The sequence below is a fragment of the Sorangium sp. So ce204 genome (assembly GCF_051526795.1).
GTDB lineage: Bacteria > Myxococcota_A > Polyangia > Polyangiales > Polyangiaceae > Sorangium > Sorangium cellulosum_B.
Window position 1 is genome coordinate 5,035,534 of the sequence record NZ_CP150317.1, and the last position, 15,734, is coordinate 5,051,267.

20 protein-coding genes and 1 pseudogene are annotated in these 15,734 nt (G+C 68.4%); 10 read left to right on the plus strand and 11 right to left on the minus strand.

Translation table 11 applies throughout. From position 1 onward, the window contains the following. Positions 1–117 precede the first annotated feature (117 nt). Complete coding sequence (locus tag WMF22_RS18600; RefSeq protein ID WP_437300383.1) at positions 118–393, minus strand: hypothetical protein; 276 nt, start codon at positions 391–393, stop codon at positions 118–120. 21 nt (positions 394–414) lie between these two features. After that, the gene (locus WMF22_RS18605; RefSeq protein WP_438036571.1) at positions 415–741 is read right to left on the minus strand and encodes a hypothetical protein; all 327 of its coding nucleotides are present in this window, start codon (positions 739–741) and stop codon (positions 415–417) included. Here WMF22_RS18605 and WMF22_RS18610 point away from each other — a divergent pair. Continuing rightward, complete coding sequence (locus WMF22_RS18610; RefSeq protein WP_438036572.1) at positions 725–1,192, plus strand: hypothetical protein; 468 nt, start codon at positions 725–727, stop codon at positions 1,190–1,192. The genes WMF22_RS18605 and WMF22_RS18610 overlap by 17 nt on opposite strands. 326 nt (positions 1,193–1,518) lie before the next feature. Further along, positions 1,519–2,134: pseudogene (locus tag WMF22_RS18615) on the plus strand (sulfatase-like hydrolase/transferase); the annotation flags it as partial. Positions 2,135–2,201: 67 nt separating this feature from the next. Here the strand turns inward: WMF22_RS18615 and WMF22_RS18620 are convergent. Beyond that, a complete protein-coding gene (locus WMF22_RS18620) occupies positions 2,202–2,552 on the minus strand; it encodes a hypothetical protein (protein WP_438036573.1) in 351 nt (116 codons plus the stop codon). A 254-nt stretch (positions 2,553–2,806) separates the two neighbouring features. Beyond that, the gene (locus WMF22_RS18625; RefSeq protein ID WP_437300386.1) at positions 2,807–3,007 is read right to left on the minus strand and encodes a hypothetical protein; all 201 of its coding nucleotides are present in this window, start codon (positions 3,005–3,007) and stop codon (positions 2,807–2,809) included. Between the two features lie 465 nt (positions 3,008–3,472). Between WMF22_RS18625 and WMF22_RS18630 the strand changes: the two genes are divergently transcribed. Continuing rightward, complete coding sequence (locus tag WMF22_RS18630) at positions 3,473–4,717, plus strand: PAS domain-containing sensor histidine kinase (protein WP_438036574.1); 1,245 nt, start codon at positions 3,473–3,475, stop codon at positions 4,715–4,717. 47 nt (positions 4,718–4,764) lie between these two features. On the opposite strand, the gene WMF22_RS18635 is transcribed toward WMF22_RS18630, so the two are convergent. Both WMF22_RS18635 and WMF22_RS18640 read right to left on the minus strand, forming a co-directional pair. Continuing rightward, a complete protein-coding gene (locus WMF22_RS18635) occupies positions 4,765–5,613 on the minus strand; it encodes a DUF2267 domain-containing protein (protein ID WP_438036575.1) in 849 nt (282 codons plus the stop codon). A gap of 183 nt (positions 5,614–5,796) precedes the next feature. After that, positions 5,797–7,068 (minus strand): hemolysin family protein, encoded by a 1,272-nt coding sequence (locus tag WMF22_RS18640; RefSeq protein WP_437300389.1) that lies wholly within the window; start codon positions 7,066–7,068, stop codon positions 5,797–5,799. A gap of 298 nt (positions 7,069–7,366) precedes the next feature. Here WMF22_RS18640 and WMF22_RS18645 point away from each other — a divergent pair, with 298 nt between their 5' ends. Continuing rightward, on the plus strand, positions 7,367–8,035 hold the full coding sequence (locus tag WMF22_RS18645; protein WP_437300390.1) for a phosphoribosyltransferase: 669 nt from the start codon (positions 7,367–7,369) through the stop codon (positions 8,033–8,035). Positions 8,036–8,172: 137 nt separating this feature from the next. Further along, complete coding sequence (locus WMF22_RS18650) at positions 8,173–8,580, plus strand: hypothetical protein (RefSeq protein WP_437300391.1); 408 nt, start codon at positions 8,173–8,175, stop codon at positions 8,578–8,580. 183 nt (positions 8,581–8,763) lie between these two features. On the opposite strand, the gene WMF22_RS18655 is transcribed toward WMF22_RS18650, so the two are convergent. The 3 genes from WMF22_RS18655 to WMF22_RS18665 are packed head-to-tail and all read right to left on the minus strand — an operon-like array spanning position 8,764 to position 10,873. Further along, positions 8,764–9,168: an SPW repeat domain-containing protein gene (locus tag WMF22_RS18655; RefSeq protein ID WP_437300392.1), complete on the minus strand. Its 405-nt coding sequence runs from the start codon at positions 9,166–9,168 to the stop codon at positions 8,764–8,766. Then, positions 9,165–9,797 (minus strand): vitamin K epoxide reductase family protein, encoded by a 633-nt coding sequence (locus WMF22_RS18660; protein WP_437300393.1) that lies wholly within the window; start codon positions 9,795–9,797, stop codon positions 9,165–9,167. The genes WMF22_RS18655 and WMF22_RS18660 overlap by 4 nt, the downstream gene beginning before the upstream one ends. Beyond that, positions 9,794–10,873 carry an NAD-dependent epimerase/dehydratase family protein gene (locus WMF22_RS18665; protein ID WP_438036576.1) on the minus strand — a complete coding sequence of 360 codons (1,080 nt, stop codon included), beginning with the start codon at positions 10,871–10,873 and terminating at the stop codon, positions 9,794–9,796. Before WMF22_RS18665 ends, WMF22_RS18660 begins: the two co-directional genes overlap by 4 nt. 176 nt (positions 10,874–11,049) lie before the next feature. On the opposite strand from WMF22_RS18665, the gene WMF22_RS18670 reads away from it, so the two are divergent. Together WMF22_RS18670 and WMF22_RS18675 are read left to right on the plus strand one after the other, a co-directional pair. Further along, positions 11,050–11,742, plus strand: a complete 693-nt coding sequence (locus tag WMF22_RS18670; RefSeq protein WP_437300395.1) for a hypothetical protein — start codon at positions 11,050–11,052, stop codon at positions 11,740–11,742. A gap of 21 nt (positions 11,743–11,763) precedes the next feature. Beyond that, positions 11,764–12,099: a hypothetical protein gene (locus WMF22_RS18675; protein ID WP_437300396.1), complete on the plus strand. Its 336-nt coding sequence runs from the start codon at positions 11,764–11,766 to the stop codon at positions 12,097–12,099. A 42-nt stretch (positions 12,100–12,141) separates the two neighbouring features. On the opposite strand, the gene WMF22_RS18680 is transcribed toward WMF22_RS18675, so the two are convergent. Further along, positions 12,142–13,065 carry a DUF6184 family natural product biosynthesis lipoprotein gene (locus WMF22_RS18680; protein ID WP_438036577.1) on the minus strand — a complete coding sequence of 308 codons (924 nt, stop codon included), beginning with the start codon at positions 13,063–13,065 and terminating at the stop codon, positions 12,142–12,144. Between the two features lie 243 nt (positions 13,066–13,308). Between WMF22_RS18680 and WMF22_RS18685 the strand changes: the two genes are divergently transcribed. Together WMF22_RS18685 and WMF22_RS18690 are read left to right on the plus strand one after the other, a co-directional pair. Continuing rightward, positions 13,309–14,253 carry a sodium:calcium antiporter gene (locus tag WMF22_RS18685; protein ID WP_438036578.1) on the plus strand — a complete coding sequence of 315 codons (945 nt, stop codon included), beginning with the start codon at positions 13,309–13,311 and terminating at the stop codon, positions 14,251–14,253. A gap of 53 nt (positions 14,254–14,306) precedes the next feature. Then, on the plus strand, positions 14,307–14,606 hold the full coding sequence (locus tag WMF22_RS18690) for a BON domain-containing protein (protein WP_438036579.1): 300 nt from the start codon (positions 14,307–14,309) through the stop codon (positions 14,604–14,606). Between the two features lie 103 nt (positions 14,607–14,709). On the opposite strand, the gene WMF22_RS18695 is transcribed toward WMF22_RS18690, so the two are convergent. Beyond that, positions 14,710–15,204, minus strand: coding sequence for a DUF2267 domain-containing protein (locus tag WMF22_RS18695; RefSeq protein ID WP_437300400.1), 495 nt, complete (start codon positions 15,202–15,204; stop codon positions 14,710–14,712). 165 nt (positions 15,205–15,369) lie between these two features. Between WMF22_RS18695 and WMF22_RS18700 the strand changes: the two genes are divergently transcribed. Continuing rightward, the gene (locus WMF22_RS18700; protein ID WP_438036580.1) at positions 15,370–15,582 is read left to right on the plus strand and encodes a hypothetical protein; all 213 of its coding nucleotides are present in this window, start codon (positions 15,370–15,372) and stop codon (positions 15,580–15,582) included. Positions 15,583–15,734: the final 152 nt, after the last annotated feature.

Here is a 15,734-nt window from a genome sequence, read left to right on the forward strand (position 1 = left end):
GGCGCGCTCGCGCAGCTCCTCGCGCGCGGCCGTCAGCGCGCCGCCATCGGCGGCGTGCCTGTGCTTACTTGATGATCTCCTGCTCGGAGGTGAAGGCGTGCCGGATCCGGCAGCGTTTCAACGCTCACCGTCGACAATTGACCGGAGTTCTGGCACGCCGGACATCCGCACTTTTAGGCGGCATCCTTCGCCGCACTTCGGGCATCGCACGTCGTCTGGCATCATAAACGACGCGCCAAGCTGGACCAGGCTGACGAGCACCATAGTGACTCCCAGAATCCCTATGACGAGATCCACGCCCGGATTGTCGAGAAGTGCCCCGCTCATCGCAAGGCTAAGCATCGCCAGCAGCGACGACGTGCCGACCGCCGACCATCGATAGCGTAGGAGCATATGAACGGATCCTGCGCCGGGCTACTTGGAGTCAACAACGATCTTAAGCTTTGCGACCATGCTGTTTATGATGTTCTCTGAATTCGCCACAACGGCAACCCAGCTTCCCGCTGGGAGCTCGCCAGTGTGAGAGTACGAACGAATCTTCAGTCCTTCAAAGCTCGGAATGTGTCGAAACTCCTTTTTTGCCTTGAAGTTCTCAAGCTGGGCGGAATTCATGAGAAGAACGCGAAATCCCTTGTCGGTGTGCTTGATGCCTTGTGCGGCAATCTGAACGGGCCTAGGCGATGGTAGCGAGAAACCCCTTGCCTGCCATCCGTCAGCGTCCGCGGTGTTCGAGATCGGCACCGGCGAGACCTGCTTCGAGCGCATCGAGGATGGCGCCACGCGCCCGGTGATGGCCGGGCCCCAGGGGGGATATCACCTCTGGTTCGCCGTCGGCTGCAGCGATTGCGGGGCGAGGGGCCGCGTGCGGTACAGCGTCAAGGACCCTGCGACCGGGGACCTGTTCCCGCCGGGCGTGCCGCAGGAGGGGATGATCGAGCTCCTCCCCGGGGAGTTCCCGCACGCGTTCGGGCTCATTGCGTTCCGCCCCGGAAGGCAGTGGGAGCCGGCCGCCGTGCTCAAGGAGGGGACCCACGTGATCCTCGCGGCGGAGGCGCGCAACGACGACGGCTCGACGAAGCACGCAGCGCAGGTGGAGGTCGTCCTCGGCGCCACCGTGGCGTGGGGGCTGCCATGCAGCGACGATCCGGCGATCTGCGACGCCCCCGTCGGGGCGCCGTGCTGCACCGATTGAGCGATGCGGCCGCCGAGGGGAAGGTAAGACGAAACGATTCGAAGAGTCCGAGCGCGTCGCCATGCGCTCTTCGAGCCCATCGGCGGCCGGTCGGACGTAATCGTCACGATGGCTTTCGACGGCAGCGGCAGCGCGACGTGGAGATCAGGTTTTTTTACGAGCAGTCCTTCGAGGAGATCATCGCGCGCTCGGCTGCAGTGAGGACGGCGCGAAGGCCACCGTCCACCACGGGATCAAGGAACTGCCGAGAGCGGAGCCCGTGTTCGGTGCGCCCGTTGCGGGTTCTCCCGACTTGTCGGGCACCGTTCGTGTGCCATTCCATCGCCATGTCGACACCTGGTACGGCGACTCCGAAGAAGACGAAGAAGCCCAACGGCAAGCCCAACGTGCTCATCCTCTGGGGAGACGACATCGGCGTCTGGAACGTCAGCTTCCATAGCCGCGGGATGATGGGGTATCGCACCCCGAACATCGATCGGATCGCTGAGGAGGGGCTCGCCTTCACCGATTACTACGGTCAGCAGAGCTGCACCGCTGGCCGAGCCGCGTTCATCACCGGCCAGAACCCGATCCGCACCGGGCTCACCAAGGTGGGGATGCCCGGCGCCGAGGTCGGCCTCCAGCCCGAGGACCCCACGATCGCCGAGTTCTTGAAGCCGCTCGGCTACGTGACCGGGCAGTTCGGCAAGAACCACCTCGGCGACCGGGACGAGCACCTGCCCACGAATCACGGCTTCGACGAGTTCTACGGCAACCTCTACCACCTGAACGCCGAAGAGGAGCCGGAGCTCCCCGACTACCCCAAGGATCCAGCGTTCCGCAAGCGGTTCGGGCCGCGGGGAGTGCTCCACTGCTTCGCCGACGGCCGCATCGAGGACACCGCTCACGCGCAAGCGGATGGAGACCATCGACGACGAGATCACGGACCGGTGCCTCGAGTTCCGCGCCCTCTGTCTCACCCGACGTTGGCACAGAGGGGAGCGATCTGACCACTTCCCGCCGCCGGGCGTCAGCCGGGCGGGAGCAGGGCGAGCAGCGCTCTGGCGGCAACCTTCTTGTCGAGGACAAGCACGCTCCGGATCATCTTCGCGCTCCCCGTGAGCTTCTCGCCCAGCGCCTCGCCCGGGATCTCGAGCCGGCAGGCCAGGGGGCGCCGGGAGCGCATTGCAGTCGGGGTACTGCCGTCGCTCGCGAGGAAGAGGATGCGAGACGCGCGGGCGTTCTGCGGGCTCTCCGGGGCCCTCCTTGCCGCGGCGTGCAGCCCCTTCTGCTCGCTGGCGAGCTTGTTGGCGATGAGCTCGAGGCCGTGGCAGGCGTGTTCGGCCGCGAGCCCGCCGCGGACCTCCGCGCGCCAGTGCACCTGGGCCGGGTCGCTGTCCCATGGCGGGGCCTCCCGCCAGCGCGCGTCCCAGCCGCCTCGGCCGTCGCAAGCGCGCTCTCGTCCTCGGCGCGATCCGCGTTCGAGACGGGGATCTCCTCGGCGTGGTGGCGTTTGAGCAACGCCGCCTTCTGCTCGCTGCCGTGGTTCCGACGGGTTCGCTTCGGCATCGACGGGCTCCTTCCCCCGTGCGTAGCACGGCGGGCAGGCCGTCAGGTTCCGGGAGAGGCAGAATACTAATCGGTCTGCGGGATGAAGACCTGTCCGACGACATGGCCATTCACCATGTCCGCGTCGTTGTTGAAGATCGGCTGTTCCTGATCGACGATCTCACCGCCCGTGAGGCTGTCCCAGAGATGCGGCTGGGCGAGCGCAGGCCGGGCGCCGGCGAGCAGGATCACACGCAAGTGCGCGGAGCCAAGGACAAGGGCACGCATACACAGCCTCCAAGCGTGCGGTTCGCAAGGGGCGTGCCCTCGAGGATCCGCGCCTCAGGCCGGCTGCGGAGCAGGCCACGCAGGAGCCATGGGACCGGTCTGGTCCCGTGACGTCGCCGGACATCCGGGGAGTGTCACGGGACAGCGGCGCGTCGCCCGCGGCGCTGGGGCGGAGCGCGAGGCGATCCTACGCCGACCGCCGCGTTAAGGGAGCGGCTTCGCAGACGATATCGGGCTTCTGGTGCCCGGCCGCCCGAATCCGCCGTTCGGAATAGCTGGGAGATCTCGAACTGCCGCGACGGGGGGACGTGCTGGGCGCTCGATGGGTCCGGCGCACCGCGCGTCCGTCGGATCGACCTATGCTAGCCTACCCTGCGGGAGGGCCCGAGATCCTCAGGGGCGGCGCGGCCGCGCGGCCAGCCCGGGGGGAGCATGGTTCTACAAGCGCTGCGGATCACCGTCGCCGTGCTCGCAGCCTTGGAGTTCCGCGCGTGGTACGCCCGCGCGCAGGCGGCGCGCGCCGAGGCCGATCGGGCGCTGCTCCGGCTGCGCCAGGTGGAGGAGGCGCTCCGGCACGAGCGGGACTTCAGCGCCGCGGTGCTCAATACGGTGGCCGCGTTGATCGTCGTCCTCGACTGGGAGGGCCGGGTGGTGCGCTTCAACCGGGCCTGCGAAAAGCTCACCGGCCTCTGCTTCGACGAGGTGCGCGGCCACGTGTTCTGGGACCTGTATCTCACGACGGAGCAGAAGGCGAGCCTGCTGGCGACGTTCGCGAAGAGCAAGAGGGGCGAGCCGCTGCCGTACCACGAGAACGACTGGATCGCGAAGGACGGCCGCAAGCGCCGCGTCGTCTGGTCGCATGCGTTCCTGTACGACGAGGACGGGGAGGTGGAGTTCATCATCGGCACGGGCATCGACGTGACCGAGACCCGCGAGGCCGAGGCTGACAGGACGCGGCTGTACCACGAGGCGCTCGACGCGGTGCGGCTGCGCGACGAGTTCCTCTCCATCGCCTCCCACGAGCTCAGCACGCCGCTCACCCCGCTCGAGCTGCAGGTTGGCAGCGTGCAGCGGGCGCTGCGCGGCGACGCGGCGCCCCTACCGCCCGAGCGGCTGCTGGACAAGATGGACGTGGTCGCACGGCAGGTGGAGCGGCTGAAGCGGCTCGTGGACGATCTGCTCGATGTCTCGCGCATCACCGCGGGCAAGGTCCAGCTTCGCCACGAGCAGGTGGATGTCGCGGCCGCGGCGCGGGACACGGCGCTCCGGTTCCGCGAGCAGCTCACCCGCGCCGGCTGCGAGCTGCGCGTCAAGGCCGGCCAGCCGGTCGCCGGATGGTGGGACCGGACCCGCGTCGATCAGATCCTCAGCAACCTGCTCTCGAACGCCATCAAGTATGGAGCCGGCAAGCCCATCGATCTGGTCGTGGAGGAAGGCGCCGACGCGGCGCGGATCCTGGTGCGCGACCAGGGGATCGGCATCGCGCCCGAACAGCAGGCCCGCATCTTCGGGCGCTTCGAGCGCGCCGTGTCCGAGCGCCATTACGGGGGGTTCGGGCTCGGGCTGTGGATCGTGAAGCAGATCCTCGACGCGTTCGGCGGCACCATCCGGGTCGAGAGCGCGCCGGACCGGGGCTCGACGTTCACCGTCGAGCTGCCGCGCCGCGCGCATGCGCCCGGCGAGGAGCGGCCTGAGTTTCAGGTGCAATGAGCGTGGATCCGCTGCCCCGCTGCTCGAAGCGCCGGTTCGAGCGAGCGTCAGGCTGCCCGGCGGTTGCGACCCCAGAGATCCTTCAGATCGCCCGGGAGCTGCACTTCGACTGCCGTCACCTCGTCCATCGGCATCTCCGTCTCGACGGCGGAGAAGACGGCGCGCGCCAGCGCTTCGGCCTGCTCGCTCGACGTCTGGAGGTGCTGCGCCAACACCTGCACGAACTCGCCGCGGCTGAAGGTGTCCGGCTGCTCGGCCCGGTGCAGCGCGCACGGCTCGACGATCTCCCTGAGCGTCGGCGGCAGGGCGCCCGCCATGTCCCGCGCCTCGCCACCGCTCACCCGCAGCGACAGCACGCACAGCACGGCGCCGACCGCCTCCGGGGCGCGCAGATCCTTCGGCAGCGCCCCGCTCTCCTCGATCCGCCGGAAGACGCGCTCGGACTTCGCGTCGATCGGCCTCGCTTCGGGCGCCGGTTCGGCCCCGGGCGCCGCCGGGGCTTCGCGCATGGCCGTCGCGCGCAGCGTCCCCGCGACCCTGTCGTCGGGCTCGCTCCGGGCGATGTCGGAGAGGCTGATCACGCCGACCAGGCGTCCCTGCGCGTCGGTGCACATGATGCGCGACTTCTGGACCTGCCGCATCCGTTCCTCCGCCTGCTGGATGTCCTCGTCCGCCCGGCAAGCGACCACCTCGCACGTCATCACGTCGGCGACCCGGGTCGTGGCGGGGAGAGCCTTCGCCACGACGCGGATGGCAATGTCCCGGTCCGTCAGCGCACCGAGCGCCTTGCCCGAGACGTCGCAGACGGGGAGAAATCCGATGTTCTCGTCGCCCATGCGCTGCGCCGCCGTCTGCACGGCGGCATCGGGCAGCACGCAAACGGGCTTACTCTTCATCAGCTCGCTACAGAGCATGTCACGCCTCCGTTTCTTTACGTTGGGTCGAATTTCCCCATGGCAATGGGCGGCGCATCGAGAGTCCACCGGCCTCCGTTCGGCTGCTCATCCGCATGCCGTCGTTCTTGGGCTCTCGATACGGGGCCCGCGGTCCGCGGCGCGGGACCGGCGAACCACGCGCGATCACGCCCCGGCGCGCACCGGCTCGGCTGGCTCGAGCCGCTCGACCAGGACCTCGGAGATCCGCCGGCCGTGGACGCGCTCGGCGGTGAACCTCAGGCTCTCGATCTCCACCTGCTCGCCCTGCGCCGGCAGGTGGCCGAGGACCCCGAGCACGAGGCCGCCCACGGTGTCCCACTCGGCGCTCGGCAGCTTCACGTCGAGCACCTCGCTCAGCCGGTCGACGGGCGTGCGTCCCTTCACTCGGTAGGCCTTCGCGCCGGCGGGCTTCACGTCCGGCTCCTCGCGGTCGTACTCGTCGGCGATCTCGCCGACGATCTCCTCGATCACGTCCTCCAGCGTCACGAGACCGCTCACCGTCCCGTGCTCGTCCACGACGATCGCCATATGGAACTTACCCTTCTGCATGTCTTTGAGCAGCTCGGCGACCCTCTTCGATTCGGGCACGAGGTGAGGTTTCTGGCCGATCTCGGAGAGGGGTCGCTTGGTGTGGCCGGCGTGGAGCTCGCGCATGACGTCCTTCGCGTACAGCACGCCGGCGACGTCGTCGAGCGTGGCGTCGTATACCGGGATGCGCGAGTGGCCGTGCTTGATGAAGACGCTCATCGCCTCGGGGAGGGGCGTCATCACCGGGACGGCCACGATGTCGGGCCGGGGCGTCATCACTTCGCGGACGACGGTATCGCCGAACTCGAAGATGGAGTGGATGAGCCTCTTCTCCTCTTCTCCGATGGCCGCCTCCTTCGATGCCACGTCGGCCATCGCCCGGATCTCCGCCTCCGTGACGAAGGGCCCTTCCTTGAGCCCCCTGCCGGGCAGGATGACATTGGTGACGCCGATGAGCAGACGCGCGATCGGCCCGAGGATCCTGCCCAGAGCGAGAACCAGAGGCGCGAGAAGCAGCGCGGTCCGGTCCGTGTGCTGCACGGCGAACGTCTTGGGGCTCGCCTCGGCGAGCACGAACAAAAGCACCGTCATGACCAGCGTGGCGATCACCTCGCCGAGCCCGCCGAGGACCCGTACCGCGACTGCGACGGCGATCGTCGTGCCCGTCAGGTGAAAGAGCAGGGTCAGCAGCAGGACGACGTTGAGGTAGGGCGCCGGGCTCTCGGCCACCCTCGCGAGCGACGCCGCCCCTGGGCGCCCGTCCTCCCGCAGCCGATAGGCGTGGATACGGCTCGTGCGCGTGATCACGACCTCGGCCGCCGCCATCAGAGCCGCCAGGGAGATCAGGACCACCACCGCCCCGAGGCCCAGCCATTCCGCGCTCGTCATGGGCAACTCGCTCCAGCCAGATCGTGACATCACGCATCACCCCCCGACCTTCTTGACGATGGTGCGGGCTGTTCGCAACTCGAGCGCGATGGACCGGACTCGGCGCAGAGGGAACGTGCGGCCGCGTGTGGCGCCCTGCATCGTGGATCGGCTGGTCCCCGAGCCGCACGGGACGCGAACGCTGCTATTATCCACTAAAATTCTACTATCTACTGATAGGGGACTGACGCTTTCGAGAACGCTCCCGTACATTTCGAGCGGACAAGAGGTCCATCCCCGTAGTCTGGCAGGAGGGCTCATGTTGTTCCATGACCGTTCGGATGCAGGCGAGCGCCTTGGAGTGCAACTCGACCACTACGCGCGTCGAGCGGACGTTGCGGTGCTGGGGCTACCGCGGGGAGGCGTCCCGGTGGCGTTCGAGGTTGCCCGCCGGTTGGGGGCGCCGTGCGACGTCTTCGTCGTGCGCAAGCTCGGCGTTCCCGGGCAGGAAGAGCTTGCGATGGGGGCGATCGCTTCGGGCGGCGTGCGCGTGCTCAACGAGGATGTCGTCGGCGCGCTCGGGCTCGCGGAAAGGGAGATCGCCGACGCCGAGCTGCTGGAGCGGGAGGAGCTGGAACGCCGCGAGCGCGAATATCGCGGCGGCCGGCCTCCGCTCGACATCCGCGGTCGCGTGGTCATCCTCGTGGACGACGGCCTGGCGACGGGCGCGACCATGCGGGCGGCGGTGGCCGCTCTGCGGCGCCTGTCGCCCGCTCGAATCGTCGTGGCCGTCCCCGTCGCGGCCCCCTCGACATGCGAGGCCCTTCAGGGCGAGGCGGACGAGGTCGTCTGCGCCGTCACCCCGGAGCCCTTCGTGGCCGTCGGGCGCTGGTACCAGGACTTCTCGCAGACCACGGATGAGGAGGTCCGGATCTTTTTGGAGCGCGCGACGAGACTGACGTCGCGTAACGCGCATGAGGCCGCTTGACATGCCGGTGCGATGGCGCTCCGGATCACTTCTCTCAGGCAACCAGGGCCGACATCGGACCCGCGCCGGTGGGGCCCCGTGTGGGCACGCAGCGCCACACGCTCCCGGTGCCGGGTCGCCTGACGCAAGCTGAGCTCATGGAGACGACAAAGAAGACCCTGACGTGGGCCAAGCAGCGGGTCGATCGCATTGTCCGGCGCCTCGTCGGGTCGCGGTGGATCCGACCTTCCCGCCTGCTCCGCGGTGTCCGGAGCCTGCGCGATCGTGTTCGACCCGAGATCGCACCCCCGCACCGCAGGCCCCCAGAGCACGCCGACGAGCGCACGATGCGCAGGACGGCCGAGCGGGACGCCGGCGGAACGAGCTCGGCCGAGAGCGCGGCGCGCTATGCCGGCGGCGCCCACTCGGGCGGCACGCACGGTGGCGAGGCCGTGCCCCGCGAAGGCCCCGAGCACCAGCGGCCTGAGCAGGAGGAGCCGCAGGCACGAATAGAGCGGACGCCGGGCGGCGAGGACCACATCCCAGAGAAGCGGAGCGGCGCGTAGGCACAACTCGGTGCTCGCCGTGCTGGAGCTCGAGGAGCGCTTCTCGAGCGAGTCGTCCGCTGCGCCGTCGAGCACGCCGGCCGGCGCGGGTTCGCCTGCCGAGCCGCCGTAGCTGGACGTGGCCGAGCCAGCCCCGGCGCAAGCACCACGCGGCTTGACGGTTGGGGGACCGGATCGAGGGACTCACGAATCGGAAGGAGGCCGCTGAATCGACGCCGCGCCGAGATCTCCAGCGATGGCCCTTTCCCTCGCACGCCTCCACGGGGTCGGCGGTTGAGACGCGTCGTTCGGGACGATCGCGAACATGAGGAGCAGCAGCCCCGTCAGGATGTCATTCTGAGCGGCGGCGGGCGGCGGAGAGCCGCACCGGAAGTAGCCGAACGCCACGAGCCAGATGGCGACCACGGCGATTCCACCATGCGCGTAGCGCGTCGGATGCCAGAACGAGGCGAGCGCGAGGGTCATCACGATCGCGGCGCATCCGAGATCGCTGACCCACAGCTCCGTTCGGCTTCCGTGACGGAAGATGAAGGGGCTCACCGCCAGCCAGCACGCGAGCATCACCTCGACGACGCGCGCCCACATCATGCCCTCCCGCCGAGCAGCGCCGCGTCGTCCCCCCCAGGCGACGGACGCCCCCAGAACGTGCGGGAGACGGCGCGACGCTGGTGCGTGTGACGCCAAACCCTCACGAGATAGGAGAGACTGGACCAGACCTCGTCGTACGCGAGGAGGATGAGCACCAGCGAGACGACGGCGGTGGCGATACAGAGCGAGCACCACGCTCCAACGACCGTGCCTTGGAGCACGACGAGGACGACGCTGACCGCGCCGAGCGGGATGACGTCGAGCCCGAAGAGCACGACCAGCCACGGCCGGTATTGCCACCGGCGCGTGCAGCCCGCCAGACCGAATATCGCGTCGCCCAGATAGGCGATCGCGCCGAGCGCGGCGTCGGGAACACCGAACCAGCGACGCATCTGGTGCGACACGCCTGAATCGAGCACGCGCAGGGTCTGTTCACCGAAGAAGGGATCCCACACGGACGAGATGAGGCGCCATTGGTAGAGCGCCATGTACGACGAGAGGACGAAGCCCACGGCCGCGAGGAGACAAATCGGCACGCGCTGCCGCCAGGAGGACGGGTTGTAATGCCACGGCGGCGCGTGGACGTTCAGGCTCGTCGGATCGGGATCGGGGTAGGTGCGAGCCGTCATGCGGCGCTCGCCTTTCCCTCGGGTAACGGGAGCTTGTTTTTCGCGTACCAGCCCCTCGGGTCGTCCTTCAGCCTGCGAACCATCTCGCCCAGCGTGTCGCGCAATCTCCGCACGGGATTCCAGCCGAGCCGGCCCTGAGCATGCTTGATATCAACGGCGTACTGAGCGTCCGCGAGATCGATCATCCACGGCTTGATGAACGCTCCCTTGCCGCCCTTGAGCTTGACCTGAACCCATGCGCCGGCCTTGGCGATCGGCTTCGGGACGACGATGGTGGGCCACTCCTCGCCGTGGATCAGCGCTCCCAACACGTCCTGCAGCTCGGCGTAGCTCATGACGTCCGGCTCGGCGATCAGGTACACCTCGTCGCGAGCGAGCTGGTCGCGAAGCTCGACCACTCTGCGGAAGCACGCCACGAGATCATCCATGTGGACGAAGGCCTGGCCGTGGTCCGGATCCCCCGGGAAGAAGTAGCTCTCGAAGCTCTTCTCGTAGATGCGTCGGATCTGCTGGGCGATCGGAACCGACTCGCAGTCTTCCGTGTAGACGCCGGCGATGCGCAGCAGCACCGCGGGAATGTCTCGATGCTGTTCACGAATGAGCTCTTCCGCCTCGAGCTTCGAGCGGGGATAGTCCCACGACGCTTCTGTAGCCGATGATTCTTCGATTCGCTCTCCCTCTTCCGCCGGCTTCATCACGAGGAGGCTGCTCGAGAAGACGATCTGCTCGACGCGAAAGCCTCGGAGTGCATCGAGAAGGTGCTCGGTTCCCCCGAGCGTGAGGTCGTGGTACAGCGGGCTCGGCTCGCCAGCGAAGTCGTAGTACGCCGCGAGATGGAGGACGCTGGCGAGCTCGCTCCCTTCTCGCTCTCGCACGGCGCTGAGCGACTTCCGCACGCTCGCCCGGTCTGTCAGGTCGCATTCCAGGAACCGGGCCCCGGCCGGGACCTGGGTCGGCGTCTTCTGATCCATGCCGATGACGGCGTAGTCGGATGCCAATGCCTCGACGAGCTTGGATCCGATGAGCCCGCTGCTGCCCGTGATGAGGACGACCGGTTTTTGCGCTTCGTTTCCCATGGATCACCGCGATTGAGTGAAGCAAAGAGCGCGCCGCGCCGGGTACCCTCCATTGCGGAGGAGCGAGCACAGCGCTGTTCTTTCAATGCTCGGTGCAGCGCGTACGCCACAGTACGTCCGCGTGCGACGGCGCGACGAACTTGCGCCTCGGTCCTCGGCGTCCCAGGTTTATGCGCATGGCGGTAGGCGTTCGGCTGGTAGAGAAGGGTCGCAAAGAGCCACGGCACGGCCTTGTCGAACAGGGGCGCGTACACATGGAGCTCGCGCGGCGGTTCTCGGCAGAGCTGGCGGACAATGGTTGGACGCGAGACAAGACGCTCGCGCTCGAGCAGATGGTCGCGGAGCTATCCGCGTCGCCCGGGCCAGCCATTTCGCAAGGAGAGGCGCGCGACGCCGACGCCGCGGAGTGGAGCGCCATCGGCCGGGCGAAGGCCTTCCTGCGGCGATTGCGAAACGCGGTGCCAATGGCGCTGCGCGAGACAGCGGCCGCCTGGCCGTCCTCTGTGCCGCTGCACACGGGGCCGCTCGGTCGATCTGCCGCGGGGCTGTCGGCCCACTTGAGCCAGCTCCGCCCAGGCGTTATCGCTCTGGACGGGGCGCTCCGAAAGTACTTCAAGAGCCGAAGCGCCGCAGAAGAGCTCGATGCCGTGCAGCGCGAGCTCGACGCCGCCAGCGCCCGCGAGCAGGCACAATTGGGCGATCTGCCTGAAGACGCGCTCTTCGTGAGCGAGGCAAAGGGGCGACTGCTCGAGCTGATCGAGGACCTGAACCGTGTGGGGCGGATCGCGTTCGATGGGCACGCCGAGATCATGTGGCAGTTCAACAAGGATGTTCTCCTGAGGGCGAGAGCGGTGGGAGGGCCCGGCTGAAGCATCACCGGACGGGTCATCTTGATCTTCGGCGTTCTGCGCGCAACCGAGGACGGGGCGACGGATCCGCCGCCCTCGGCGGTCATCGCGGTCGCACCGTTGGGTTCGGTCGAGCCGGGGGCGATCGCCAGGCTGATACCGCTGCTGGGGGGCGCATTTCGGTCGGAGGTGGTCGTGGTGTCGCCCCTGCCGCTCCCCGACCGTGGCTGGAACGCGCGCCGCCGGCAGCACCTGTCGACCGCGATCCTCGATGAGCTGGCGCCCGCCCGCCGGCCGGAATGGGAACGGCTGCTCGGCGTCTGCGACGTGGACCTCAACGCGTCCGCCCCGTCGCACTGGCAGGCTCACATCCCATGACCGCTCTGCGTGCCCCGCTCGCCTCCGCGCGCGAAAGCGCAGCTATTGAGTGGCTTGGCAGAGGTCGCTCGAGCGGCAAGCGACGATCCGGCCGAGGGTGTCGAACGGATTGTTGCAGTCGTCATTTCGGATTTCCTGCAGGCACTCGGTCAGCTCCTTGGAATCGATGCCGCCGGGGCACTCGGCGAAGTTGAGGTCGTCACGCCATTCGGCTCGAATCCTGGTGGCGCAGGCCTCCTGGCTCGCATATTCCCGGTCGGCGCCGATATTGTTGCACCGTGCCTCGCGGTCGCACCGCGCCGCCACGATGCTGTCAACCGCGCTGACGGTCGTCGCCCGCGGCTCGACCTGAGGGGCGCCCGGCGGGGGCGTGGTCCCGAGCGCCCTCTCTTCTCGCGTGCACGCCGCCACGAGCAGGGGCACCCCCGCCGCGAGGAGGAGGCCCATCATCGATCTCCCATGGTTCGTTCGCATCATCTCTTCCTCCCGATCAGCCCGATCGTGCAGATCGGGCGCCATCCAACGCGCCTGGGTCGCGCGATGGGCGTCGCCCTCGACCGTCTCGCCGTCGGCTGCGTCGAACACCGACCGGCCCGGCACGCGGATCGGAACGTCCGCGTGCTGTTTTCTCGCAAGTTGCCCCAACACCCTTGCGATTAACGTGCCTCTGCCGGCGCCGTGCTCGGCTGTCATCGCGCCGGACACCGCGGTGCGATCTCCGGGGCAGAGATCGACCGGCAGGGGGCGCCGGACCGCGGACGCCGCCACAGCCTCGAACTGCGATGAGGTATGTGCCTCCGTTGCCGCCATGCAAGCCGTGCGTGACGAGCGACGGAGCGATGCTGCAAGCGGGAGATGCTCCCCCGATGACGACGTAGTCGGAGGCAATGCCTCGACGAGCTTGGATCCGATGAGCCCGCTGCTACCCGTGATGAGGACGACCGTTTCTTGCGCTTCGTTTCCCATGGAGCACCGCGGTTGAGTGAAGCAACGGACGCGCCGCGCCGGGTACCCCCCATTGCGGAGAGGCGAGCACGGCGCTGTTCGAGGCTCGGCGCGGTGAGCGCGATGGCGTGACGAGCTCGCGCCTCGGCCCTGGGCGTCCGAGGTTGATGCGCGTGGCGGTGGCCGCACGGCTCTCGGGCGAGCGAGGCGGGAGGGCCCGGCTGAAGCACCATCGGACGGGTCGTCTCGCGACGCAGAGGCGCGATGGATCTGCGAAACCTCCAGCACAACCCCGTGGGGTTCAACTTCGCGCTGTTCGCTCCGAGCGCGGCGGTCGTGTGGCTCGCCGGCACGCGCCTGGCGCGCTGCGGCAAGATCATCGCCGAACGAACCGGCGCGGGACTGGCGCTGGTTGGGGTCGTCCTCCTCGGCGGCACCGTCTCCCTGCCCGAGCTCACGACGACGGTCACGGCGACTTCGATGAAGAGCGCGCCGCTGGCGATCTCCACCCTGCTCGGTGGGATCACCTTCACGATGGCTTCGCTCGCCGTGACCGATGCCGCTGTCGGCTCCGAGCCGCTGTCGATGGACGTCCGAAAACCGGTCGTCCTCGTACAGGGCGCGCTGGTCGCCCTCGTGCTCACAGTCACCGCTCTGGGGTTGCCCGTCGGCGATATCGCCGTGTGCGGCGTCGGCGCCTGGACGACGGCGCGCCTCGCGCTCTACTCGTATTCAGTCGTGCTCATCAAGCGCTCTCAATACAAGGCGCCGCGGCATCCCGAGCTCCCGCGTGTTCGAGCTTCAGACTCCGTGCGTCGCGAAATCCCCCCGGACCCCCGCGATGGCCGTCGCGCAGAGCACAAGTCGACCCGCGCGATCGCTCTCTCCACGATCGGCTCCAGGGCGGCGATCCTGGTCGCTGGATTCATGCTGACGCGGACCGCCGATGCCCTCGGCTCACAAACGGGCGTTGGCGCCAGCTTCGCCGGCCTGCTTCTCGGTGGTCTCGCAACATCGCTGCCTGAAATCAGCTCAACCATTTCCGCCGCCCGCCTGGGACAGTACGAGATGGCGTTCTCCGACGCGTTCGGAACGAACCTCTTCTCGACGATGCTCATTTTGTCGCCGACGCGATCTATCCCGGCGGGCCCGTTCTCAATGAGGCGCCACGATTCTCGCTCGTTGCCACTTTGCTGGCGATCGTCGTGACGTCGATATACATGGTTGGGCTCCTCCAGCGATCGAAGCGGTCGATCGCACGGATGGGCCCAGCTCCGCGTCCGGCCCGCCGTGGCGTGGTCAATGCCCTCGAGGTCGTTCCGCCGGAGGAGGACAACGACGATCAGATCACCGAGGCGATCCGGCTCGCGCACGAGCGGGATCCTCTCGTTGATGCCGTCGCGATCGGCGTCAAGACGCAGAGCTCGCTCGTGACGCTGTACGGCACGGCGGCGAGTGAGGGGCAGATGTCTGCGGCGGAGCGCGACGCCTGGTGCATGCTGGGCGTGGAGGACGTCGAGAACCAGATTCAAGTCGTCCCGCCCTCCGCCCTCGTGCCGTAGACCATCCGAGACTCCATGGATCCCGTGGGAGGCCCCCCATACCGCCGTGCCCGACCTCTGCTGTCTTCCACGCCTTCGCGTCGCAGGGCACCGGCATCGGACTTCAGGCCGCGCGGTTCCCGGCCGGGTTGCGCTTGCGTCGCGCCGGCCCCGCTCTCCAGATGTTCTTCAGGTCGTGCGGCAGCTGCGACTCGACCTGCGCGACCTCCTCGTTGGACAACGTGCGGTGCACGGCGGCGATCACGCCGCCGGCGACCTGCCGGGCCTCGTCAGGGGTTACGCGGAGGCGGTCGCCGATGCGCCGGAAGAGCTCGTCCGCGCCGAACGCCTCACCCTCCTCGCCCCGGCTCGACATTGCCGGCTCGAACCGACGGCGGACGGACTCGGGGAACGTGGCGAGCAGGGCCCGAGCTTGGCCACGGCTCAGCCGGGCGAGCAGCGGCTCGAAGACGGCCTGGAGCGCGTCCGACACGTCGATCTCCGGCGCGAGCTCGGTCACGTCGACGATCTCTCGCAACAGGCGTTGCTCCGCGCTGTCCAGGGGTGCGTTGCCCTTCGCGTCGATGGGGGGAGCGGCAGTGGGTTCTCGGCTGGACACGACAAACCTCCTCTCGATACGGATCACATGAAGCTCTCCCGAGGAGGCGTCATCCCGGGCCGCGCCGATTTCGAGAATCGGGCGGCGGCGGCCGCAGCGAACCTTTGCGAGCGGGCTTGCGTTCCGGGGGTACGGTTCCAGGTAGCGCGGGGGACGTAGGGAACCATGCACACGGGCTTAGGCGGCGATGCGTTCGAGAGGGAGGTCGTCATCCTGGCCGACGGGGCGACACTCGCCGGGAGCTGGAGCGTCCCTCCAGTCCCTGGTGCCACCCACCTCTTCGAGGAGCCGGGCGCGCTCGATCGGGTGGCCATGCTCGCGCGCGATTGGTTCGGGCAACGCTCGGCGCAGGAGCGCATCGAGCGCGCCGCCTCATGATCGATTCGGCAGCCATGCGCTTCCAGCGCAGGCGCACACATCCTGGAGCAGGGCGACATCTTCTTCTACCGGCCGCGCGTGGGGGCTCTCGCGACCCTGCCTGACCGCGTTTACCGGGACGCCGCCGAGGTCGGGGCGGCCTTCGGAGAGGC

Bases quoted from the DNA above. Each gene is read 5' to 3' on its own strand.
- WMF22_RS18660 (WP_437300393.1), bottom strand. From the start codon at position 9,797: ATGACGGCTCGCACCTACCCCGATCCCGATCCGACGAGCCTGAACGTC.
- WMF22_RS18670 (WP_437300395.1), top strand. From the start codon at position 11,050: ATGGCGGTAGGCGTTCGGCTGGTAGAGAAGGGTCGCAAAGAGCCACGG.
- WMF22_RS18635 (WP_438036575.1), bottom strand. From the start codon at position 5,613: ATGAAGAGTAAGCCCGTTTGCGTGCTGCCCGATGCCGCCGTGCAGACG.
- WMF22_RS18690 (WP_438036579.1), top strand. From the start codon at position 14,307: ATGGGCCCAGCTCCGCGTCCGGCCCGCCGTGGCGTGGTCAATGCCCTC.
- WMF22_RS18650 (WP_437300391.1), top strand. From the start codon at position 8,173: ATGGAGACGACAAAGAAGACCCTGACGTGGGCCAAGCAGCGGGTCGAT.
- WMF22_RS18625 (WP_437300386.1), bottom strand. From the start codon at position 3,007: ATGCGTGCCCTTGTCCTTGGCTCCGCGCACTTGCGTGTGATCCTGCTC.
- WMF22_RS18645 (WP_437300390.1), top strand. From the start codon at position 7,367: ATGTTGTTCCATGACCGTTCGGATGCAGGCGAGCGCCTTGGAGTGCAA.
- WMF22_RS18655 (WP_437300392.1), bottom strand. From the start codon at position 9,168: ATGATGTGGGCGCGCGTCGTCGAGGTGATGCTCGCGTGCTGGCTGGCG.
- WMF22_RS18680 (WP_438036577.1), bottom strand. From the start codon at position 13,065: ATGGGAAACGAAGCGCAAGAAACGGTCGTCCTCATCACGGGTAGCAGC.
- WMF22_RS18640 (WP_437300389.1), bottom strand. From the start codon at position 7,068: ATGACGAGCGCGGAATGGCTGGGCCTCGGGGCGGTGGTGGTCCTGATC.
- WMF22_RS18665 (WP_438036576.1), bottom strand. From the start codon at position 10,873: ATGGGAAACGAAGCGCAAAAACCGGTCGTCCTCATCACGGGCAGCAGC.
- WMF22_RS18685 (WP_438036578.1), top strand. From the start codon at position 13,309: ATGGATCTGCGAAACCTCCAGCACAACCCCGTGGGGTTCAACTTCGCG.
- WMF22_RS18700 (WP_438036580.1), top strand. From the start codon at position 15,370: ATGCACACGGGCTTAGGCGGCGATGCGTTCGAGAGGGAGGTCGTCATC.
- WMF22_RS18600 (WP_437300383.1), bottom strand. From the start codon at position 393: ATGCTCCTACGCTATCGATGGTCGGCGGTCGGCACGTCGTCGCTGCTG.